Source organism: Pseudomonas sp. NFPP04, assembly GCF_900113815.1.
Lineage (GTDB): Bacteria > Pseudomonadota > Gammaproteobacteria > Pseudomonadales > Pseudomonadaceae > Aquipseudomonas > Aquipseudomonas extremorientalis.
In genome coordinates, this window is record NZ_FOQS01000005.1 from 436,303 (window position 1) to 456,128 (window position 19,826).

General features: G+C 62.2%; 22 protein-coding genes and 1 pseudogene. 11 read left to right on the top strand and 12 right to left on the bottom strand.

The window, feature by feature from the left end:
- Positions 1-57 precede the first annotated feature (57 nt).
- The 5 genes from BM017_RS14205 (at position 58) to BM017_RS14225 (ending at position 4,391) form a co-directional block, all read left to right on the top strand.
- Positions 58-594: a DUF924 family protein gene (locus tag BM017_RS14205; RefSeq protein WP_092245287.1), complete on the top strand. Its 537-nt coding sequence runs from the start codon at positions 58-60 to the stop codon at positions 592-594.
- A gap of 97 nt (positions 595-691) precedes the next feature.
- On the top strand, positions 692-1,309 hold the full coding sequence (gene yfcF / locus BM017_RS14210) for a glutathione transferase (RefSeq protein ID WP_092245290.1): 618 nt from the start codon (positions 692-694) through the stop codon (positions 1,307-1,309).
- 110 nt (positions 1,310-1,419) lie between these two features.
- The gene (locus BM017_RS14215; RefSeq protein WP_092245293.1) at positions 1,420-2,151 is read left to right on the top strand and encodes a GntR family transcriptional regulator; all 732 of its coding nucleotides are present in this window, start codon (positions 1,420-1,422) and stop codon (positions 2,149-2,151) included.
- 98 nt (positions 2,152-2,249) lie between these two features.
- Positions 2,250-3,530 (top strand): MFS transporter, encoded by a 1,281-nt coding sequence (locus BM017_RS14220; protein WP_092245296.1) that lies wholly within the window; start codon positions 2,250-2,252, stop codon positions 3,528-3,530.
- Between the two features lie 27 nt (positions 3,531-3,557).
- Positions 3,558-4,391 (top strand): amidohydrolase family protein, encoded by an 834-nt coding sequence (locus BM017_RS14225; RefSeq protein ID WP_092245299.1) that lies wholly within the window; start codon positions 3,558-3,560, stop codon positions 4,389-4,391.
- On the opposite strand, the gene BM017_RS14230 is transcribed toward BM017_RS14225, so the two are convergent.
- On the bottom strand, positions 4,368-4,631 hold the full coding sequence (locus tag BM017_RS14230) for a hypothetical protein (protein ID WP_071491739.1): 264 nt from the start codon (positions 4,629-4,631) through the stop codon (positions 4,368-4,370). The two genes, BM017_RS14225 and BM017_RS14230, sit on opposite strands and share 24 nt — an antisense overlap.
- 131 nt (positions 4,632-4,762) lie before the next feature.
- Between BM017_RS14230 and BM017_RS14235 the strand changes: the two genes are divergently transcribed.
- Positions 4,763-5,407 carry an ATPase gene (locus tag BM017_RS14235; RefSeq protein WP_092245301.1) on the top strand — a complete coding sequence of 215 codons (645 nt, stop codon included), beginning with the start codon at positions 4,763-4,765 and terminating at the stop codon, positions 5,405-5,407.
- Between the two features lie 34 nt (positions 5,408-5,441).
- Positions 5,442-5,783 (top strand): hypothetical protein, encoded by a 342-nt coding sequence (locus BM017_RS14240; RefSeq protein ID WP_092245304.1) that lies wholly within the window; start codon positions 5,442-5,444, stop codon positions 5,781-5,783.
- Positions 5,784-5,914: 131 nt separating this feature from the next.
- Here the strand turns inward: BM017_RS14240 and BM017_RS14245 are convergent, their stop codons facing one another.
- Positions 5,915-6,661 (bottom strand): creatininase family protein, encoded by a 747-nt coding sequence (locus BM017_RS14245; RefSeq protein ID WP_092245308.1) that lies wholly within the window; start codon positions 6,659-6,661, stop codon positions 5,915-5,917.
- A 28-nt stretch (positions 6,662-6,689) separates the two neighbouring features.
- Positions 6,690-7,403, bottom strand: coding sequence for a murein L,D-transpeptidase catalytic domain family protein (locus BM017_RS14250; RefSeq protein WP_071491735.1), 714 nt, complete (start codon positions 7,401-7,403; stop codon positions 6,690-6,692).
- Between the two features lie 40 nt (positions 7,404-7,443).
- On the opposite strand from BM017_RS14250, the gene BM017_RS14255 reads away from it, so the two are divergent.
- Positions 7,444-9,039 (top strand): L,D-transpeptidase family protein, encoded by a 1,596-nt coding sequence (locus BM017_RS14255; RefSeq protein ID WP_092245311.1) that lies wholly within the window; start codon positions 7,444-7,446, stop codon positions 9,037-9,039.
- Between the two features lie 135 nt (positions 9,040-9,174).
- Here the strand turns inward: BM017_RS14255 and BM017_RS14260 are convergent, their stop codons facing one another.
- Positions 9,175-9,717, bottom strand: coding sequence for a P-loop nucleotide/nucleoside kinase family protein (locus BM017_RS14260; RefSeq protein WP_092245314.1), 543 nt, complete (start codon positions 9,715-9,717; stop codon positions 9,175-9,177).
- A 73-nt stretch (positions 9,718-9,790) separates the two neighbouring features.
- Between BM017_RS14260 and dapF the strand changes: the two genes are divergently transcribed.
- Positions 9,791-10,594 carry a diaminopimelate epimerase gene (gene dapF / locus BM017_RS14265; protein WP_092245317.1) on the top strand — a complete coding sequence of 268 codons (804 nt, stop codon included), beginning with the start codon at positions 9,791-9,793 and terminating at the stop codon, positions 10,592-10,594.
- Here dapF and BM017_RS14270 read toward each other — a convergent pair.
- Together BM017_RS14270 and BM017_RS14275 are read right to left on the bottom strand one after the other, a co-directional pair.
- Positions 10,582-11,724, bottom strand: coding sequence for a PAS domain-containing sensor histidine kinase (locus BM017_RS14270; RefSeq protein ID WP_092245533.1), 1,143 nt, complete (start codon positions 11,722-11,724; stop codon positions 10,582-10,584). The genes dapF and BM017_RS14270 overlap by 13 nt on opposite strands.
- On the bottom strand, positions 11,714-12,529 hold the full coding sequence (locus BM017_RS14275; RefSeq protein WP_092245320.1) for an alpha/beta fold hydrolase: 816 nt from the start codon (positions 12,527-12,529) through the stop codon (positions 11,714-11,716). Before BM017_RS14275 ends, BM017_RS14270 begins: the two co-directional genes overlap by 11 nt.
- A gap of 128 nt (positions 12,530-12,657) precedes the next feature.
- On the opposite strand from BM017_RS14275, the gene BM017_RS14280 reads away from it, so the two are divergent.
- A complete protein-coding gene (locus BM017_RS14280; RefSeq protein WP_092245322.1) occupies positions 12,658-13,863 on the top strand; it encodes a TPM domain-containing protein in 1,206 nt (401 codons plus the stop codon).
- A gap of 4 nt (positions 13,864-13,867) precedes the next feature.
- Here BM017_RS14280 and BM017_RS29350 read toward each other — a convergent pair.
- The 3 genes and pseudogenes from BM017_RS29350 to BM017_RS14295 all read right to left on the bottom strand — a co-directional run.
- A pseudogene (locus BM017_RS29350) lies at positions 13,868-14,014 on the bottom strand (GNAT family N-acetyltransferase); the annotation flags it as partial.
- A gap of 37 nt (positions 14,015-14,051) precedes the next feature.
- Positions 14,052-14,543, bottom strand: coding sequence for a GNAT family N-acetyltransferase (locus BM017_RS14290; protein ID WP_092245325.1), 492 nt, complete (start codon positions 14,541-14,543; stop codon positions 14,052-14,054).
- Between the two features lie 238 nt (positions 14,544-14,781).
- Positions 14,782-16,197, bottom strand: coding sequence for a purine-cytosine permease family protein (locus BM017_RS14295; protein ID WP_092245328.1), 1,416 nt, complete (start codon positions 16,195-16,197; stop codon positions 14,782-14,784).
- Between the two features lie 218 nt (positions 16,198-16,415).
- On the opposite strand from BM017_RS14295, the gene BM017_RS14300 reads away from it, so the two are divergent.
- Entirely contained in the window at positions 16,416-17,327 is a 912-nt protein-coding gene (locus tag BM017_RS14300) for a LysR family transcriptional regulator (RefSeq protein WP_071491725.1), read from the top strand.
- 160 nt (positions 17,328-17,487) lie between these two features.
- Here the strand turns inward: BM017_RS14300 and BM017_RS14305 are convergent, their stop codons facing one another.
- The 3 genes from BM017_RS14305 to BM017_RS14315 form a co-directional block, all read right to left on the bottom strand.
- Entirely contained in the window at positions 17,488-17,808 is a 321-nt protein-coding gene (locus tag BM017_RS14305; RefSeq protein ID WP_102668296.1) for a hypothetical protein, read from the bottom strand.
- Positions 17,809-17,999: 191 nt separating this feature from the next.
- On the bottom strand, positions 18,000-19,142 hold the full coding sequence (gene argE, locus BM017_RS14310) for an acetylornithine deacetylase (protein WP_092245334.1): 1,143 nt from the start codon (positions 19,140-19,142) through the stop codon (positions 18,000-18,002).
- On the bottom strand, positions 19,139-19,816 hold the full coding sequence (locus BM017_RS14315; RefSeq protein WP_092245337.1) for a DUF1028 domain-containing protein: 678 nt from the start codon (positions 19,814-19,816) through the stop codon (positions 19,139-19,141). The genes argE and BM017_RS14315 overlap by 4 nt, the downstream gene beginning before the upstream one ends.
- Between the last annotated feature and the right edge of the window lie 10 nt (positions 19,817-19,826).

A 19,826-nucleotide genomic window follows, 5' to 3' on the forward strand; every position in this document is an offset into this window, starting at 1 on the left:
ATCCTATAACATTGGATTCTGATACCGTCAGCTAAATCATTTTTCCAGGTACTCACCATGACGACGCCGCAGGATGTCATCGACTTCTGGCAACACGCCGGCCCCAAGCGCTGGTTTGCCAAGGACGCTGCTTTCGACGCCAGCTTCCGCGACACTTTCCACAGCGCGCATCTGCAAGCCGCCCGGCGTGAGTTGGAAAGCTGGCTGGACTCGGCGCACGGTGCCCTGGCGTTGCTGATCCTGCTCGACCAGTACCCGCGCAATGCCTACCGTGGCACCGCCCATATGTTCGCCACCGACCCGTTGGCGCGGCTGTATGCGCGGCGCATGGTGGACGCCGGGCTGGACCGGCAGGTCGAACCGGCATTGCGTGCGTTCTGCTACCTGCCGTTCGAGCATTCGGAAGACCCGGCCGATCAACAGCGCTCCCTGGACCTGAACCGGCAACTGGATGCCAACACCTACCATTGGGCCAAGGAGCACGCGCGCATCATCGAGCAATTCGGGCGTTTTCCCCATCGAAACGAGGTGTTGGCGCGTGAGACCACGGATGAGGAACGTGCCTTTCTGGACGAGGGCGGATTTGCCGGTTAACCCGGTATTCCACCCAGGAATGCCCCCATAAAAACAGCGCATTGTCTTTCTTGTGGCGCATCTCGTAGCGTGGTGTTCCCCCCCAAGGAGAATCGTTATGCGCCTGTATGTGGATCATCTGTACACCAGCCCCTACGCCATGTCGGTGTTCGTGACCCTGCGCGAAAAAGGCCTGGCTTTCGACACGGTTACCCTGGACCTGGATGCCGCGCAGCAGCACGCGGCCGACTTTGCCCAACTGTCCCTGACCCAACGCGTACCGACCTTGCTGGAGGGCGACTTTGCCTTGTCGGAGTCGTCGGCGATCACCGAGTACCTGGAGCAAGCCTACCCTGAAGTGCCGGTGTATCCGGCCGATCCAAAACAGCGGGCGAGGGCGCGGCAGGTCCAGGCATGGCTGCGCAGCGATTTGCTGCCGATCCGTCAGGAGCGCTCGACGATGGTGGTGTTCTATGGGCAGAAGATGCCCGCACTGTCGCCTGTGGCTCAAGCGGCGGCAACGAAGTTGATCAGTGCGGCCCAGACGCTGTTGGCGGGTAATCCGCCGTACTTGTTCGGTGAGTGGTGCATCGCTGATGTGGACCTGGCGGTGATGCTCAATCGCCTGATCCTCAACGGTGACAGCGTGCCTGCCGAGTTGGTGGCATACGCCCGACGTCAGTGGCAGCGGCCCTCCGTGCAGGCGTGGGTGCAGCAACAACGCCCGGCGCAGTAACCACCATTCATCTTCCGTCTGCGGTGAGGCGCTTGACAGGCATCACCCGGCGGAAGAATACTCTGGTCATATTCATATATATGACTACATAACAAAGTGAATGTGACCCCATGAATACGCTGTCCAGTGATGCCCGCCTGCCGCTTTACCAACGCTTGCGCGACCAGCTGATCGAGCAGATCGCCAACAATCGCTGGCGCCCCGGCGAAGCGATTCCCACCGAAGCGGTGTTGTCCGCCGAGTACGCGCTGTCGACCGGTACCGTGCGCAAGGCCGTGGATGCACTGGTCAGCGAGGGCATTCTGGAGCGTCAGCAGGGCCGTGGCACCTTTGTGCGCCGCCCGCAATTCCAGTCGTCGCTGTTTCGCTTCTTCCGTTTTCAAGGCCCGTCGGGCGAGCGTCAGGTGCCGCAAAGCCGCATCCTCACGGTCGAGTCCGTGGCCGCGCCGTCGGCGGTCAGCGAGGCGCTGGGCCTGGCCTCCGAAGCCCAAGTGATCCGCATCGTCCGGACCCGTCTGTTTGACGTGCAGCCGCTGCTCGCCGAAGAAATCTGGCTGCCGCGCGCACGCTTCCAGGCGCTGCTCGACATCGACCTGGCCGTGCAAGGCCCGTTGCTGTATCCGGTGTATGAGAGTGTCTGCGGGCAGGTGGTGGCCTCGGCCGAGGAAACCCTCACGGCCGAATCGGTCAACGCGGTGTACGCGCGCTTGCTGCAAGTACCGGTCAACAGCCCGGTGGTGGTGATCGAGCGCCTGGCCCGCGACTACGCCGGCCAGCCCCTGGAGTGGCGACGCTCCCGTGGGCATGCCGAACACTTCCGCTACCGCGTGGACATTCGCTGACCGCACATCCGCACCGTTAACTGTTTGCCCAACACTGGCCCGGCTGTGGCGCGGTTCGCGCCCGGCTGCCTCGCGTTTGACCTATAAGGATAAAAATCATGTTCAGTTGGTATCGCCAAGTCACTCCTCGGGAGCGCAAAACGTTCTGGGCCTGCTTCGGCGGCTGGTCCCTGGATGCATTGGAAGTGCAGATGTTCGGCCTGGCGATCCCGGCACTCATCGCGGCCTTCACCTTGAGCAAGGGCGATGCGGGGCTGATCAGCGGCGTCACGCTCGTGACCTCGGCCATCGGCGGTTGGGTCGGCGGTACCTTGTCCGACCGATACGGTCGGGTGCGCACGTTGCAGTGGATGATCCTGTGGTTCTCGTTCTTCACGTTTTTGTCGGCGTTCGTTACCGGCTTCCACCAACTGCTGATCGTCAAGGCGCTGCAAGGCTTCGGCATCGGCGGTGAATGGGCGGCGGGCGCGGTGTTGATGGCCGAGACCATCAACCCGAAATATCGCGGCAAGGTGATGGGCACCGTGCAGAGCGCCTGGGCCGTGGGCTGGGGCGTGGCGGTCGGGGTGTTTGCGCTGATCTATTCGTTTGTGCCCCAGGACATGGCCTGGCGGGTGATGTTCGTGGTGGGCCTGCTGCCGTCGTTCCTGATTATCTGGGTGCGGCGTAACGTTGAAGAACCCGACAGCTTTCAGCGCCTGCGAAAGGAACAGGCGATTCCCCAGAGTTTCTTCAAGTCGCTGGCGGGCATCTTTCGCCCTGAGCTGATCCGCGTCACGCTGTTCGGCGGCCTGCTGGGCCTGGGTGCCCACGGTGGTTACCATGCGGTGATGACCTGGCTGCCGACCTTTCTCAAGACCGAGCGCAACCTGTCGGTACTCAACTCGGGCGGCTACCTGGCGGTGATCATCTTTGCCTTCTGGTGTGGCTGCATCGCCAGTGGTTGGCTGATCGACCGCATTGGTCGCCGCAAGAACATCGTGCTGTTTGCGCTGTGCTGCGTGATCACCGTGCAGGCCTATGTGTTCCTGCCGCTGAGCAATACGCAGATGCTGTTCCTTGGCTTCCCGCTGGGCTTTTTCGCCGCCGGTATCCCGGCCAGCCTGGGGGCGTTGTTCAACGAGTTGTACCCGGCGGATGTGCGCGGCGCCGGCGTGGGCTTTTGCTACAACTTCGGGCGCGTGCTGTCGGCGGTGTTTCCCTTCCTGGTGGGGCATATGAGCGACTCGATGTCCCTCGGCTCGGCCATCGGCATCGATGCCGGGATCGCCTACGGCGTCGCGGTGATCGCCGCGCTGTGCCTGCCGGAAACCCGTGGCCGTGTGCTGGAAGCGGCACCCGCCGAGAGCGTCGTGACCGGCCAGCGCGCCCAGGCCTGATCCTTTTTACTTTTGAAAGACGACCCCATGCTTGATAACCGTTCCATCACCGGCATCGACGCCCACGCCCATGTATTCAGCCAGGCGCTGACCCTGGCCGGTGAGCGTCGCTACACCCCAGGCTACGACGCCACGCTGGCGGACTACCTCGGCCACTTGCACGCCAATGGCCTGAGCCACGGTGTGCTGGTACAGCCCAGTTTCCTGGGCACCGACAACGGCTATCTGTTGGCCGCTTTGCAGCAAGCCCCGGATCAGTTGCGCGGCGTGGTGGTGCTGGAGCGGGATATCCCGCACGACGCTTTACAGGCGATGGCCCGCGCAGGCGTGGTTGGCGTGCGCTTGAACCTGGTGGGCCGGGCGCTGCCAGACTTTGCCGAGCCCGGCTGGAAGGTTTTTTTCGAGCACCTTGTCGCCCTGGGCTGGCATGTGGAATTGCACCGCGAGGTGGCCGACCTGCCGCAATTGGTGCGCCAGTTGCTGCCGTTCGGGATCAAGCTGGTGGTCGACCATTTTGGCCGGCCGGATGCACGACTCGGCGTCGCCCAGCGCGATTTTGCCGAGTTGCTGGACTTGGGCCTCAGCGGCCAGTTGTGGTTGAAAGTCTCGGGGATCTATCGCCTGGGCGGCAGCCCGGCGCAGAACCTTGAGTTCGCCCGCCAGGCCATGCCGTTGCTGCAGCAGAGTTTCGGTCTGCACCGCTTGGTGTGGGGCAGTGACTGGCCGCACACCCAGCATGAAACGTCAGTCGACTACCCCACGGTGATCGAGCAACGCCAAGCCCTGGGCTGGTCGACACCGGTCGCGCAGGCCTTGCTGATCGATACGCCTCGCGCGTTATTCGGCTTCGACCACCCGTAGCCAATCCTCTTTCACACGACGGTCCAGCTCCTCCCAGTCGGCCATGCCCAGTACCCGCGTGGTGTTCAGGCCGCGCAGGTAGCCGCGCAGTTGCTGGGCACTGGCGCTGATCCGATCCGCGTCCGCCGCCTCGTCCTGCAGCACGTGTTCATAGTCGACCAGGTAATCGGCGACCCGTTCGCGGAACTCCGGTAGTACGGCTTCGCGGATGCGGTCGAAGGTTTTCTGGTAGGGCTTCATGGCGTTGTCCTTATAGGTTTTATGTCAGCACTATCGGTTCAGATAATAGTCACCATCAAGCATCGCAAGTTCTGTTTTTGCAGGAAAAGCGGAAAATCGCCCCATCGAGACGCTGTTCAAGGAAATGCGCGATGAGGACGTTTATTCAGGTGGCTTTGATGGCTCTGATGCTTGGCACGGTGGTCATCAACAACGCGGCAATCGCCGATGATCTGCATACCAGCCATTTGCTACCTATCATCGGTAGCGTAGACTCCCTGCAGCACGCGCAGTCAGTGGGTGTGTTGTTGAGCGACAACACCCGCGACAACCTCAGCTACCTCGAACGCTACCACGATATGGCCTTGAATGGCGCCAAGGATGCCCTCGACGGACGTATCCGCCAGGCGTTCGTCAACAGTTCCGACCCGGAACTGGCCATCGATTGGTTGATGAGCTCGCTGCAAGGCACCTTTTTGTCGGTAACGGTCTACGACAACCTGGACGCCCTGGTGCAGGCGCACCCCGATGTGGTGGTGATGCTCGATACCCATAACCAACTGCTGACCCAGCGTAACGATGTGGTGGAGGCGCGTTTTATCGCGCGGTTCTACGACGCGAACCTGCAGTACATCGCCAAGGCCGAAGGCTCGGTGCACAAGCAGGTGCCATCGGTGTGGGTACATGACAAGGCCGCGCCGGAGATTGCCGCGCAGATCGAGCAGCAGCGTGATGTGCAACTCGATGCCTTGAAGCAGTTCGATGCGTCGCTCAAAGCGTTGGTCCGTGCCGGTTGATGTGAACCTTTATTTTTATAGTCAGGAATTTTTCATGCGCGCTTTTTTCGCCCCGGCCTTGGCCATTGCTTCCCTGTTGTTGGCTGGTTGTGTAACCGCCCCCAACGCCCCGAGCCTGACCCTGCAAACCGGCAAGAGCCCGCAAGCCTATGTGCAGTGCGTGCTGCCCAAGCTGGAAAAGCACGGGATCACTTCGACCGTCACCCAGAACTCGCGTCACGCCAAAGTGGTGCTGACCAGCAAGATTGCCGCCGATGATGTGCTGGAAGCCTACAAGTCCCAGGAGGGCGGCAAGGTGTTCCTGTATGAGCGCAAGCCGCTGGCGTCGACGATCACGCCGTCGCGGCTTGAGCTGGCGGCAAAGGACTGCCAGTAATCCCAGGCCATACATAAAACCACATGTGGGAGGGGGCTTGCCCCCGATAGCGGTGGATCAGTCAATACATCTGTGACTGCCATACTGCTATCGGGGGCAAGCCCCCTCCCACAATTGGATTTGCGTAGGGCTTAAGGTTTGGCTTCGTTGCTGAAGCTGTTCACTGTCTTGACCAACCCCTGCGCGGCCAGCGCCACCAATTCCCCACCTTTTTCCACCGTCGCCAGCGCCGGGTCCGAGCCCATGCGCCCATCCGGGAAGCGCGCGCGGAAGTCCAGGGCTTCGCGGATCGGCCCGGTGTTGGCGATTTGCGGCGAGTAGTCGGCGGTCTTGATCGCGTCCGGGTAGGCCCATTGGGTCACCGCAATCTCCGACGGCGTGGCATGGCTGCCATGGCCCACCGGGAACTGGCGCTGGGCCAGGTCGGTCACGCCTTCCAGGTCCCACCAGTTCACCAGCTTCAACGCAAACCCGGCGGGGCGGCGGGCGAAGCTTGCTTCGGCGTACAGCTCGGAAAACGCCGCTTCAATCGTGGCGATATTGCCGCCATGGCCGTTCAGAAACAGAATCTTCTCGAAACCATGCCCGGCCAGCGAACGCACCCAGTCGCCAATCGCGGCGATAAAGGTGGACGGGCGCAGGGAAATGGTGCCGGGAAACCCCAGGTGATGCTGGGCCATGCCGATATTGAAGGTCGGGCCGACCAGGATGTCGGCGCTCTTTTGCGCCTCATGGGCGATGATTTCCGGGCACATCCAGTCGGTGCCGAGCAGGCCGGTGGGGCCGTGCTGCTCGTTGGAGCCGATGGGAATCACCACCGTGCGGCTGCGTTCCAGAAACTGCCCGATCTCGATCCAGGTGGACTTATGTAGAAGCATGCGGCGCTCTCTTATCTATGGGGACAGGCTATCCGCCACGGATTGTACGACTACTCGCCACCTGTTGGGGTTTGCAATTGAGGTAGGTCGAAGACTTCAACCAACGCTGGTCGGGGTACCACGAAAACATGAACTGCCCATCCTTGAGCTTGTCCACTACCTGGCGGGCTACCTGCGGGCGCACGGCCGGGCAACCCTGGCTGCGACCGATACGACCTTCACGCTTGCTCCACAGGGGGCTTACGTAGTCGGCGGCGTGGATCACAATGGCGCGGTCGCGGGCCTGATCGTTGAAACCCGGCTCCAGGCCGTCCATGCGCAACGAGTAACCGTGGGTGCCCAGGTAGCTTTCCTGGGTGCGGAACAGACCCAGGCTGGACTGGTGGCTGCCTTCCAGGTTGGAAAACTGGGTGGCGAAGTTTTCCCCGGACTTGGCGCCGTGGGCCACCAGGTCGCGCAGTACCAGGGTCTTCTTGCGCAAATCGAAGATCCACAGCCGACGGGCGGTGGAAGGCTGGGAGTAGTCAATGACCGCCAGGCGTTCGGAGCGCTCTTCGCCGTTATTGACTGCGCACTGCACCGCGTTCAGGGCGCTTTTGAGTACAGTGGGATTGAGTTCTGGAGCCGAGCGCGCCAGGCTGCTATACAAGTTAGGCGAGGTCTGATTGGCGGCGAGCGCGAAATTGCTCAGCGTGGCCAACGTCACGGTCATCAAGCCGAGGCGGCGCATGAAAGTCAGCATCTACAAAGTATCCCCCCGCTGTGGATTGGAGCCAGGTCAATTGTTCAAAAAACACGCATGTTACTTGAGCATTTGCCTGCTCGTTGCACCATTGGTCGCGACAGCCGATGCGCTGCCGGTCGAGCCGTTGCCGGTGACCACGCCCGCACCGGTCGACCTGGCACCCGTGCAGCAGGCCTTGGCGCAATTGCCGAGCGTCTGCCCCGGCCTGGTGCCGCAGATTGACGCGGCTGCCCAACTGCGTCTGCAAGCGTTCTACCAGCAGCAGGGTAATGGGCCACTGTGGTCCGCCGACGAGCGCCGGCAAGCCCTGCAATCTCAGTTGCTGATGCTCGCCGATGACGGCCTGGACCCCACCCACTATAGCCTGCCTGCGCCAGATGCCACGGCCAACGTGCTGTGCAGCGACATCGCCAGCAGCCAGCACTACCTGCAAGCCCTGCAGGATTTGCACTACGGGCGCCTGCAGCAATCGCGCTTCGAGCCGCTGTGGCATTCCCAGCCGTCGACCCGCGACCCCAATATTGAAGTGCTGGCGTTTGCCGCCACCGGCCTGCAAGACATGGCCCAGGCGTTCGATCAGGCACGCCCCAGCGCGGACCTCTACCGCAGCCTGCGCAATGCCTATGCCACTGTGCGCCAGCAGCCATTGCCGCATTGGGACCCGGTCGCCAACGGCCCGCTGTTGCGCCCCGGGATGGACGACCCGCGCGTACCGGAACTGGCGCGGCGCCTGATCGGCGGAGGTTACCTGGCCAAGGCCCCCGGTGGCAGGCAGTACGGTGACGAGTTGGTCAAGGCGGTCAAGGCCTTCCAGCTGAGTCATTCGTTGCAGGCCGACGGCGTGATCGGCGCCGGTACGGTGGCCGAGCTCAATATCAGCCCGGCGATCCGTCGCGAGCAACTGCGCATCAACCTCGAACGCTTCCGCTGGCTGGCCCAGGACCTGGAGCCCGAGGGCGTGCTGGTCAACGTCGCGGCTGCGCAATTGAGCGTGTACCAGAGCGGCATCCCGGTGTGGCAGACCCGCCTGCAAGTGGGCCGCGCCGAGCGCCAGACGCCATTGCTCAAATCGCGTATTACCCGGCTGACCCTCAACCCCACGTGGACCATCCCGCCCACCATCATGCGCGAGGACAAACTCCCGGCCATCCGCCTCAACCCTGAATACCTGCGCCAACAGAACCTGCAAGTGCTCGATGCCGAAGGCCACCCGCTGGCGCCGGAACAGATCGACTGGGCGCGCCCGGGCAATATCCTGCTGCGCCAGGAAGCTGGCCCGCGCAACCCGCTGGGCAAGATCGTGATGCGCTTTCCCAACCCGTACTCGGTGTACCTGCACGACACGCCGAGCCAGCCGCTGTTCACCAAAGGGCCACGGGCGTTCAGTTCGGGGTGTGTGCGGGTCGAGCAACCGCTGCTCCTGCGCGATCTGCTGGTGAGCCCGGCCGAACGCGCGCGCACCGATGAACTGCTGGCCACCGGCGTGACCCACGAATTCAGGCTGGCCACGCCGGTGCCGGTGTTGTTGAGTTACTGGACGGTTGAGGTCAACCGTGAGGGCGGGTTGGTATACGCGCCGGATATCTATGGGCGGGACCTGGTGTTGATGAAGGCGATGGGCAGCGTGTTGTAGGCGGCTCAACCTCGTGGCGAGCAGGCCTGTTGTGGCGAGCGGGCTTGTTGTGGCGAGCGGGCTTGCCCCGCGTTGGGCTGCGCAGCAGCCCCGGTAAGCTCCTGCATTTCCCCTGTCAGAACGCATTGCCTGGTTTCAGGGCCGCTTCGCGCCCCAACGCGGGGCAAGCCCGCTCGCCACAGAGGTGAGGTTCGCCATCGTTGTTGTCACGGCTTGCTCCGGTGTCATGCAGGCGGTATCGAGCGTCAAGGGCACTTCATCCCAAACCTCATACTCATGCGCCAACACAGACGCCCAGGAGGGCGGAACCAGGCCGGGAATATCCCCCGTGCGGGTTTCCACCCGTCGTTGATGTTCCTGCTGGTCTGAGCAGATCACCCGAACATTCAGTAATGCCACCTTTGCTGCTGCAGCGACGGCCTTCCACGCTTGCCGGCTTTCCCTGACCGGATTTACGCAGTCCGCCACCACGGTGTGGCCCAGTTGCAGACTGCTCAGCGCCAGTGCATTCGCCACGCCATAACCGCTGGCACCCACGTCCCCTGCCAGCACACCGGCCTCGCGTATAGCCTGTTCAATCAAGTCGATACGCAGGTAAACCGCCGCGGTCTGGCGTGCGAGTTCGCGGGCAATCGTGGTTTTGCCGGTGCCGGGCAGGCCACTGAAGACAATTAGCATAGGTGGGTCTCATAAGAGTGGGCCGGTTCAGAGTATCCTTCAGTTCCCCCACAGGTCGACCACAGGACAACCGATGCTTTTGCCGTTCGTGAAAATGCACGCCCATGGCGATGACTTCATCATCATCGACCGCCGTGGCTTGCACGACCCCATCACCGCGCAGATCGCCCGCCGCCTGGGCGACCGTCACACCGGTATCGGTTTCAACCAGCTTGCCGTGGTACTCGACTGCGATGATGCCGCCGCGCGCATCAAGTTCTGGAACCCCAACGGTACGCCGCTGGCCACCTGCGGCAGCGCGACCCGTGGCGTGGCTGATCGCTTGATGCATGAGGCCGCTACGGATTCGGTGCTGTTGCGTACCGACCGGGGCCTGCTGACCTGCGTACGTGCCCCCGGGCGGCAAGTCTCGGTGAACATGGGCGAGCCGTCGCTGGACTGGCATGCAGTGCCGCTGGCCGGGGCCATGGATACGCTTGTTCTGCCTATCGAGGGCGAACCGGCCGCGTGCAGCATGGGCAATCCGCACTGTACGTTTTTCGTGGATGACCTCACCACGATCGAGGTCGCCGCCGTGGGCCCTGCACTGGAAAAACATCGGTTGTTCCCGGACAAGACCAATGTGCATTTCGTGCAGGTGCTGGACCGTGGCCGTATCCGCCTGCGCATCTGGGAGCGTGGCGGCGGCGTGCCGCTGGGCTCCGGCTCGTGCTGCTGCGGCGCGGTGGTCAATGGGATCCGGCGCGGGTTCCTGGATGCCACGGTGCAGGTGGAGTGCGACGGCGGCATCGTGACCGTGCACTGGGCGGGTGAGGGCGGTGTGGTGCTGACCGGCAGTGTCGAGCCGGTGATGCAAGGCAGCGCCTACGTGTTCTGAAACGTCACGGTGAAGGTGGTGCCGCCGGTGGCGCAGGAACTCACCGCCACATCCCCGCCGTGCACCTTGGCCAACTCGCGCACGATATACAGGCCCAGGCCCACGCTGCGCACATCACTGCCCTGGTCGGTACCTCGGGTCATGGGCTCGAACAGCCCGGCCAGCAACGCTTCGGGAATGGCCGCGCCGTGGTTGTGTACCGCTACTTCGCAGCCGCCAACGCCCAGGCGTGAGGTAATCCGGATCGGCCGTTGCAGGTCGCCATAGGCCACGCTGTTGGCCACCAGGTTGCCGATGATCTGCTGCACGCGGTCGGCGTCCAGGCAGGCGTCGCCATGGCCTTCTGCGTGATGTTCCAACGTCGCCTTGGGAAACGCCACGCGCAGTTCGTCCACGGTGCGATGAATCACGCCATGCAAGTCCAACGGCAGGGCCTTGATGGAGATGCCCTGGCCGACCCGGGCCTGGGTGAAGTCCAGCAGGTCGGCGATCATGCGTTGGGCGCGTTCGGACGACTGGCCGATGTGCCCCAGCAACTGGCGCTCCTTGGCCGTGCGTTCGCTGCGGCTGAGAAAGTCGGAGGCCATGCGGATGGCGGTGAGCGGGTTTTTCAGGTCATGGCTGACAATCGCCACCATCTGCTCGGCGAACAGTGCGCGGCGCTGGGCGATGGCATAGGCCTCGCGCAGTTCGGCCTGGGCTTGCTGCAAGGCCAGTTCGGTGGCGGTTTTTTCCTGCAGCAGGGCTTCGGCCAGGTTGCGTGCGTTGAGCAGCTCGCGTTCGTACTTGTCGCGGTCGGTGGTGCCGAACAGAGCCAGGTCGTACATCGTAGCGTCGGCCTGCTCGCGCTTGTTGCCGTTGAGCAGCACGGTGATCTTGTGGCCGTCACGGTGCAGCATGTCCAGCTTCACTTCGGTGATGCTGCCATGCATGTGCAACATGGGCGCCAGGTGGGTCTGGTGGAAAATCCGGCCGCCCATGGTCAGCAGGTCCTGGAAGCGCTTGCCGCACAGCTCGGCGGCACTGAACCCCAGCCATTCGCTGAAGCGTGCGTTGGTTTGCACCAGGGTGCCATCTTCCGAGGTGACGGCCAGTGCGCAAGCGGCGCTATCGAATAGATCAGCTGGCACGTGCAGTTGCCCACGGCGCAAGGAAGCTGTCAATGGCCACCGCGCAAGCCTGGGGCGCGCTCATGTGCGGGCAATGGCCGACGTTATCCACCAGGTGATAGGTGCTGTTGGGCAACACGCTGTGCAGGTATTCGCCGACAGCCACCGGTGCGATCAGGTCGTCGGTCGATTGCAGGATCAGCACCGGGGTGGCCAGGTCGATCACATCCTGACGGTTGTCCGACATGAACGTCACCCGTGCGAATTGCTTGGCGATATCCGGCTCGGTGCGGCAGAAACTCTTGGTCAGCTCTTCGCCCAGCGCGGGCTGATCAGGCGCGCCCATGATCACCGGGGCCATGGCGCTGGACCAGCCGAGGTAGTTGCTGTCGAGGGTGTCGAGCAGGTCTTCGATATCGCTACGCTTGAAACCGCCGATATAGCCGTCTTCATCGATATAGCGCGGCGACGGGCCGATCATCACGTGAGCGGCGATCCGTCCCGGTGCCTGGCGGTCGGCGAGGGTGCCGATCATCGCGCTGACCGAGTGACCCACCAGAATCACCGGGCCTGCGGCATGGGCGTCGATGATCTGATTGAGGTCCCGGGCATAGCCGTCCAGCGTGCTGTATTTGTCTTTGTCGTACGCGCTCAGGTCCGACAGGCCTGCACCGACGAGGTCGTACAGGACCACACGAAAACGCTCGAGGAAATGCGGTGCCAGGTAGTTCCACATGGCCTGGTTGCAGCCAAAACCATGGGAGAACACCAAAGTCGACGCGCCGGTGCCCATCACATTGACGTTGTTGCGCTGACGTAGATCCATGGGCTTCTCGGTTATGGCGTATTGCTATGTGTGTGCGCAGTTTAGATAGTCAACGCCGTGGGGTCACGCGTTATAGCGTTGATAAGGTAAAGTCGGCGCCTTCAGGAAGAAACTTCGGGTAACAAAGCATGATGGCGATTTTGCGGCAATCGATCCTGGGCCTGGTGGCGCTGGTGCTCATCGGCCTGTTGAGCACCGCCCATGCGGAGGATTCGCCCATCGGCGTGGCCCTCGACCAGCGGGTGATCGACCTCACCAACACCCTGGACGCTGCCACCGCCACCCGTATGAAAAACCAGCTCGCCGACCTTGAACAGCGCAAAGGCGCGCAAATTGCGGTGCTGCTGGTGCCCACCACTGGCGGCGCGAGTATCGAGGACTACGCCAACCAGCTGTTCCGTGCCTGGAAGCTGGGGCGCAAGGACATCAACGACGGCATCCTGCTGGTGGTGGCCAAGGACGATCGCAAGGTGCGTATCGAAGTGGGCTACGGCCTGGAAGGCACGGTGACCGACCTGCTGGCCCATCGCATCATCGAAGAACACATCACGCCAGCGTTTCGCCAGGGCGATTTCGCGGGCGGTGTTTCCCAGGGCGTGAACGATCTGGTGGTGCTGGTCGACGGCGGTGACCTGCCCGCGATTGCGGCGCCGGGGCTCAATCCACAGTTCATTGCGATACTGCTGGCGTTTGTCATCGGAGCCATCGGCGGTGTGCTCATCGCCGCCGGCAAGCTGCATTGGCGCCGCGCGTTGATTGCCACCGCGGTAGTGACAGCGCTTCTGGCGATCTATGGCGGCGGGCGCGATTGGCCGATGTACCTGTTTGTAGTGCCGCTGACGTTGCTGATCGGCGGCGCCACATTCGGCGCATTGTGGTTGGCGCGTGGGGTGTTTTACAGCGTGTTGGGACTGCTGGCGTACATCGTCGCGGTGCTGGTCGCGAACCACTTCGTCGAGGTCAACTTCGTCCATTGGCTGGTGTGGCCGTTTGGCAGCGCCTTGGTGCTGGGATTGTACGTGGGGCTGTTTTTCGTCATCCGTGAATCCTGGAAAAAACGCCCACGCTTTTTCATCCTGCGTGTGTTGGTGGTGCTGGCGGTCTATGTGGCAGTGGGGATGTTGCTGGGGCAGGGTTACCAGGGCTGGATAGTGGCGATACCGGCTGCGACGATCGTGGCGTTTATTGTGTTTATCCAGAGTATTTCCGAGGGCGGCTCGGGGTCGGGCGGTGGTTCCGGTTCCAGCTCCGGCGGCTCCCGGTCCAGTTCCAGCAGCAGTTCATCGGGCGGCGGTGGTTCCAGTGGCGGCGGCGGGGCGTCAGGGAGCTGGTAAAACATCACAGCGATTTAGACAGAAACACCCGGCTGCTGCCGTCCGGTTCGCATGGAATCTCACCAAAGCGCACCCAGCCATGCTTCTCGTAAAACCCTGGTGCTTGAAAGCTCAGGGTGTACAGCACAGCATTGCGACGCGCTCGGCGTCGGGTTGGTCGCTGATTTCAATGTGCGGTGCGTTCATCTCTAGAGCGCCATGACCATTTCATGCCACGCCATGCCACCGTGATCCGATGGCGACGGCTGCACATACTGGTAGCCCATGCGCTCATACAGCGGCACGTGTTGCTCCTTGCACATCAGGTGAATTGTCTGCTTGCCCATGCCGCGCATGCGCTGCACAAATTCGGTCATCAGTATTTTCGAATAGCCCTTGCCCTGGTGCGCCGGGTCGACCACCACCGACATGATCACCACATTCGGTGCGTCGGCCGAATGGCCTACCAACTCCTTGAACGCGTCGTCCGACATCACCACGTGGTGGGCGCAGCCGCAGTTGATGAAACCCACCACTTCGCCAGCCGCTTCCAGGATCAGAAAGCCTTGCGGGTATTGCGCAATACGCGTGCCGATCTTTTCCAGGGTGGCGGCTTCGTCGCCTTCGTAGGCGCCGATCTCGATTTCAAAGCAGCGGGCGGCGTCGGCGGGGAGGGCGTTGCGCAAGGTGAGGGCGGGCATGGGCGTTTCCTGAGGCGTTGAGCGAGAGGCCACATGATAGACAAACATCGACCCGAGCGACACAGATCCCCTGTGGCGAGCGGGCTTGCCCCGCGTTGGGCTGCGAAGCAGCCCCAAATTCAGCACAGGAGACCTGCCTGGCACACCGCATTCAACCTTACTGGGGCCGCTGCGCAGCCCAACGCGGGGCAAGCCCGCTCGCCACAATGACTTCATCACTCAGCTCACAGGGAGTGCATCAAACCCCACCCACCAACTTCCCTCCGTCCATCCGGCGCTTATACGCACTGTCCCGACTCGCCAACCAGAAGTACAACGGCGACGTCACCACCAACCCCACCACCCAGGACAGGTCCGCCCCGTTGATGTGTGCCGAAATCGGCCCCACATACAGCGGCGTGTTCATGAACGGAATCTGCACCACGATCCCCACTGCGTAGGCCAGCAGTGCCTGTGGGTTGTATCGCCCATAGATCCCGCCATCCACGCGGAAGATCGAGGCAATGTCGTACTGGCCTTTGTGGATCGCGTAGAAGTCGATCAGGTTGATCGCTGTCCACGGCACCAACACCACCAGCAGCACCAGCACCATGTCGACGAAGTGGCCGATGAAGTCCTTGGAGGCAAACACCGCCGCAATCGCACAGGCCCCCAGCACCAGGATCGAGATCACCGCGCGGCTTTTGGCGGTGGGAATCCAGCGGTACGCAAAGGTCTGCACCAGGGTGATGATCGACAGCACCGCACCATACAAGTTGAGCGCGTTGTGGCTGATCACGCTGAGCAGAAACAGCACCAGCATCAACGGGCCGATGGCACCGGTGGCGAGTTTGACGGCGTCCATGGTGTCCATGCCGACCGGGGTGGCGAGTACGGCGACGGCGCCGAAGATGAACGACAGGCTGGAGCCCAGGGCCGAGCCGAGGTAGGTGGTCCAGAACGTCGACGCTACGGGCACGTCGGCCGGCAGGTAGCGCGAGTAGTCGGAGACGTAGGGCGCAAATGCGATTTGCCACAGCGCCGCCAGGGACACCGTTGCCAGCCAACCGGAGATGTTGAACTCACCGCGGGTCAGGAAGTCGGTGGTCTGTACATGGGTGAAGATGTAGCCGAACCCCAGCACGATCCCGGCGCCCAGCACCCAGGTGCCGATGCGGTTGAGCACGTGGATGAAGCGGTAGCCGATGATGCCGATGATGCCGGAGCCGATGGCGCCGATCACGATGCCCACCGGCACGGGCACGGCGTCGACCACGCCGTGCAGGGACTTGCCCGCCAGTACGATATTGGAGGCGAAAAAGCCGATGTACATGACGCCGGCAATCACCACCACCAGCAGGGCACCGAGTGAGCCGAACTGGGCACGGCTCTGGATCATTTGCGGGATGCCCATCTGCGGGCCCTGGGCCGAGTGCAACGCCATCAACACGCCGCCGACCAGGTGGCCGACGAGGATCGCGACGATGCCCCAGAGCAGGTTGAGGTGGAACAGTTGCACTCCCAGCGCCCCCGTGACGATCGGCAACGGTGCGATGTTGCCGCCGAACCACAGGGTGAACAGGTCTCTGACCTTTCCATGGCGGTCTTCCGGGGGCACGTATCCAATCGTGTGTTTTTCGATAAGCGGGGCGGAGGATGTTGCAGTGGTAACCATGACGAGCTCCAAGGCAAGGTGAGTACGTTGACGTACTTCGCTGTGCGCCACCTGCGCGGCGCTTTGTTGTTGGTGTGATCATCTGCAATGGGCGCGGGGAGGTAAATTAGTAAGTTTGTTGCTATAGACCTTAAAAAATATAGCTCGCGTCTTGTCGCGCTCCGGTATGTTGCCTACACCTGATTGACGGGCGAAGCCCCACGTTTCTGGAGGTCCCGATGGCTGCCTATAACCTGCGCCAGCTCAGATATTTCGTCACCACGGCCGAGTGCGGCAGCGTCGCCGAGGCGTCGCGCAAGCTGTATATCGCGCAGCCGTCGGTGTCCACGGCGATCAAGCAGCTGGAAGACAGCTTTGGCGTGCAATTGTTTATCCGTCATCACGCCCAGGGCGTGTCGCTGACGCCCAGCGGCGCACGCTTCTATCGCAAGGCGCTGGAGCTGTTGCGGGTGGCCCACGAGTTCGAGCAGAACGCCCTGGCGGACAATGACGTGGTGGCCGGGCAGATCGATATCGGCTGCTTTGAAACCGTGGCGCCGCTGTACCTGCCGCGTCTGATAGCCGGTTTCAAGGCGCGCTGGCCGGGGGTGGAAATCCGTATCCGCGATGGCGAACAACAGGAGCTGGTGCAGGCGCTGACGGCGGGCAGTATCGACGTGGCCATGCTGTTCGAGCACGACCTGGGCGCGACTATCGAAACCACCCCGTTGATGCCGCCGCAGCAGCCCTATGCGCTGTTGCCAGCCGATCATCGCTTTGCGCAACAGGCCAGGGTGTCGCTGGCAGACCTGGTGCTGGAGCCGATGATCCTGCTGGACGTGCTGCCCAGCCGCACCTACTTCGTGAGCATTTTCGAAGAGCGCGGGCTGACGCCGAATATCGTGTTCAGCTCGCCGTCGATCGAGATGGTGAGGGGCATGGTGGGGCGGGGGTTCGGGTTTTCGATTCTGGTGACCAAGCCGTTCACCGAGTACACCTACGATGGGCAGAAGGTGGTGTGTGTGCCGTTGGCCGAGACCGTCACCGGTTCCGGCCTGTCGGCAGTCTGGCTGCGCCGCGCACCGCTGACCAAGCCGGTGCAGCTATTTGTCGACTACTGCCGCGAAGAACTTGCCCGCTTGCTCGGCTGACATGATCGTTCTCACGCAGAACGTGGGAAAGAGGGTTGAATGTTTTACATCGTGAATGCTTGCAGGGTACTGGGTGTCTCCTGACCGGACTGCTACTCACAGATGTATCAAATTCGTCCTGAGGATGCGTTTCTTTGCGGCACCAGGGAACAATCAATCTTTATTCTGATGGGGCGTAATTCCTGATGCCGGCCTCATCAAGCTTTTGTTGGAACTCTCGATGGAAATCACTGATTCTCATCTGTAAGGCAAGGCTGAAGCTACCGTCACGTGAGTCAGGTTTGAAACTGAAATGAAGTGTGTTGTACATACCAAACCCGCCACCAAAATCATTGAGATCATAGATGTCAGATTGTTGTTTGACACCGATGTCTTTTGACCTGGCGAGTTCATCGAAGATCTTTTTCGCGCTTTGGTAGTCATGCAGTTGTAGCGTGAAGCGCATCCCGGTTTCGTGCAGCATGTTGTAAGGAGTGCGCACGTGCGACGCCTGATGTGCTCCTTGAAGTGACGAAGGAGTGGAAGATGAATGGATACTTGGCATAATCGGACCTATGAGCTGATGGCGACAATAGGTGGCGACTCAACAGGCTTGGTTCCTGATCATTGGATAAAGCCCCGTTTCAAGTGTTTCATCCTTATTCAGAGGCGGGATACTTCAGCTCGGACGTGCTACAGCAATGTTGCCAGCATCCGCTGCAACATCCGATCACAGCCGTCGAGCTGTTCCACACCCACGAACTCATCCGGCTTATGCCCCTGGTCCATGCTGCCCGGCCCGCACACCACCGTGGGAATGCCCACCGCATCAAACAAACCACCCTCGGTGCCAAACGCCACTGTGCCGAATTCCCGTGAACCGGAAAACGCGGCAATCAATTGCGCCGCCTGGCTGCGCTCATCGGTCGCCAACCCGGGGTAGGCCGACAACTCGGTAAACCGGATTACACTCTGCGCGCTCACCGCCTGCATACGCGGCAGCACCTGCTGCTCGGCGTAAGCCTTCAATTCGTCAGCCACCTCAGCCGGGTCCTGCGACGGCAACGCGCGCACCTCAAAATCAAACCGACAATCCGCCGGTACGATGTTCAGTGCTTTGCCGCCACTGATCACCCCGGTCTGCACCGTGCTGAACGGCGGGTCAAACCGCGCGTCCTGGGTATCGCGCAGGCGCTGGCCAATTCGCCCCAGCTCACCGATCAACTCGGCGGCATGTTCAATCGCATTCACCCCATACGGCGCATAGGCGGAGTGACACGCCTCGCCATGCACATCGCAACGCATCGCCAACTTGCCCTTGTGCCCGAGCACCGGCTTGAGTTCGGTGGGTTCGCCGATGATGCACAGCATGGGTTTGACCGGGCGTTGCTCCAGCACCGCGAGCAATGAACGCACGCCCAGGCAACCGACTTCTTCGTCATAGGACAGGGCGATCTGCACCGGCATCCGCAGCGGCGCTGCAACCAGTGCCGGCACCAGCGCCAGTACGCAGGCGATATAGCCCTTCATGTCGGCGGTGCCACGGCCAAACAGCTTGCCATCGCGTTCGGTCAGCTCGAACGGCGGCACCGTCCAGGGCTGGCCGTCCACCGGCACTACATCGGTATGCCCCGACAGCACAATGCCGGGCAACTCCACCGGGCCAACGCTGGCAAACAGGTTGGCCTTGCTGCGTTCCGGGTTGTAGACCAACTCGCAGGCCACTCCGAAACCCGCCAGGTAGTCGCGCACGAATTCGATCAGTTGCAGGTTGGATTCACGGCTGGTGGTGTCGAATGCAACCAGCGTCTGCAGCAGTTCGCGGCTGGTATTCATCGGTCATCTCCGGCCACGCCGTAACCGGGGGAGCGGTCCGGGGCGAGGGCGCGGTCGATGTAGTCCTGCACCTGCGGACGGTAGGCGTCCCAGAGTGTTTGCAGTGCAACGATCGGCTGTTCATCGACCCAATCCACCCGCAGGTTGATGATCGGCCAGGTCAATTCGCCCACCACCACCAGCGCGGCCGAATGCACCGGGCCGGCTTCGCCACCGGCGGCAAGCGCGGCGTGCATGGCCGCCAGCAGTCGGTCGGCCAATTGGCCTTCGCCCTGCTCGAAAGCGCTGACCATTGCCTCGATCACCGCACGGTCGGCCAGCATGTTGCCCGCCGCCACGCACTGCTCGCCCGATACCGCGTTGTGCGTGCCGAGGGTTTCACTGCCGCTGAAATGCACGCTGCGTCCCAGGTGATCAATCGCCGTCAGTTGCCGGTACTGGCTGTAGCCGTTGCGAGTCAGCGCTTTGTCGAGGGCGTCGGCAGGGGCCAGGCCTTGCTCCAGCAGGTCCAGCACGTCCGGGCCCAACGCCGGCAAGGTGATGTTCTGGGTCGACACCGCGCCCACTCCGGGTCGCAACCAAGGGCAGCGGGCGCCCACGGCAATGCTCGAGGAACTGATGGCAATGCCCAGTTGGCCGGTTTCGGCGCACCGACCGACGATTGAAAAGGTCATGTGTGGCTCC

Excerpts from the sequence above, each read along its gene's own strand:
- BM017_RS14205 (WP_092245287.1), top strand. The coding sequence starts at position 58 with ATGACGACGCCGCAGGATGTCATCGACTTCTGGCAACACGCCGGCCCC.
- yfcF (WP_092245290.1), top strand. The coding sequence starts at position 692 with ATGCGCCTGTATGTGGATCATCTGTACACCAGCCCCTACGCCATGTCG.
- BM017_RS14215 (WP_092245293.1), top strand. The coding sequence starts at position 1,420 with ATGAATACGCTGTCCAGTGATGCCCGCCTGCCGCTTTACCAACGCTTG.
- BM017_RS14220 (WP_092245296.1), top strand. The coding sequence starts at position 2,250 with ATGTTCAGTTGGTATCGCCAAGTCACTCCTCGGGAGCGCAAAACGTTC.
- BM017_RS14225 (WP_092245299.1), top strand. The coding sequence starts at position 3,558 with ATGCTTGATAACCGTTCCATCACCGGCATCGACGCCCACGCCCATGTA.
- BM017_RS14230 (WP_071491739.1), bottom strand. The coding sequence starts at position 4,631 with ATGAAGCCCTACCAGAAAACCTTCGACCGCATCCGCGAAGCCGTACTA.
- BM017_RS14235 (WP_092245301.1), top strand. The coding sequence starts at position 4,763 with ATGAGGACGTTTATTCAGGTGGCTTTGATGGCTCTGATGCTTGGCACG.
- BM017_RS14240 (WP_092245304.1), top strand. The coding sequence starts at position 5,442 with ATGCGCGCTTTTTTCGCCCCGGCCTTGGCCATTGCTTCCCTGTTGTTG.
- BM017_RS14245 (WP_092245308.1), bottom strand. The coding sequence starts at position 6,661 with ATGCTTCTACATAAGTCCACCTGGATCGAGATCGGGCAGTTTCTGGAA.
- BM017_RS14250 (WP_071491735.1), bottom strand. The coding sequence starts at position 7,403 with ATGCTGACTTTCATGCGCCGCCTCGGCTTGATGACCGTGACGTTGGCC.
- BM017_RS14260 (WP_092245314.1), bottom strand. The coding sequence starts at position 9,717 with ATGCTAATTGTCTTCAGTGGCCTGCCCGGCACCGGCAAAACCACGATT.
- dapF (WP_092245317.1), top strand. The coding sequence starts at position 9,791 with ATGCTTTTGCCGTTCGTGAAAATGCACGCCCATGGCGATGACTTCATC.
- BM017_RS14275 (WP_092245320.1), bottom strand. The coding sequence starts at position 12,529 with ATGGATCTACGTCAGCGCAACAACGTCAATGTGATGGGCACCGGCGCG.
- BM017_RS14280 (WP_092245322.1), top strand. The coding sequence starts at position 12,658 with ATGATGGCGATTTTGCGGCAATCGATCCTGGGCCTGGTGGCGCTGGTG.
- BM017_RS14290 (WP_092245325.1), bottom strand. The coding sequence starts at position 14,543 with ATGCCCGCCCTCACCTTGCGCAACGCCCTCCCCGCCGACGCCGCCCGC.
- BM017_RS14295 (WP_092245328.1), bottom strand. The coding sequence starts at position 16,197 with ATGGTTACCACTGCAACATCCTCCGCCCCGCTTATCGAAAAACACACG.
- BM017_RS14300 (WP_071491725.1), top strand. The coding sequence starts at position 16,416 with ATGGCTGCCTATAACCTGCGCCAGCTCAGATATTTCGTCACCACGGCC.
- argE (WP_092245334.1), bottom strand. The coding sequence starts at position 19,142 with ATGAATACCAGCCGCGAACTGCTGCAGACGCTGGTTGCATTCGACACC.
- BM017_RS14315 (WP_092245337.1), bottom strand. The coding sequence starts at position 19,816 with ATGACCTTTTCAATCGTCGGTCGGTGCGCCGAAACCGGCCAACTGGGC.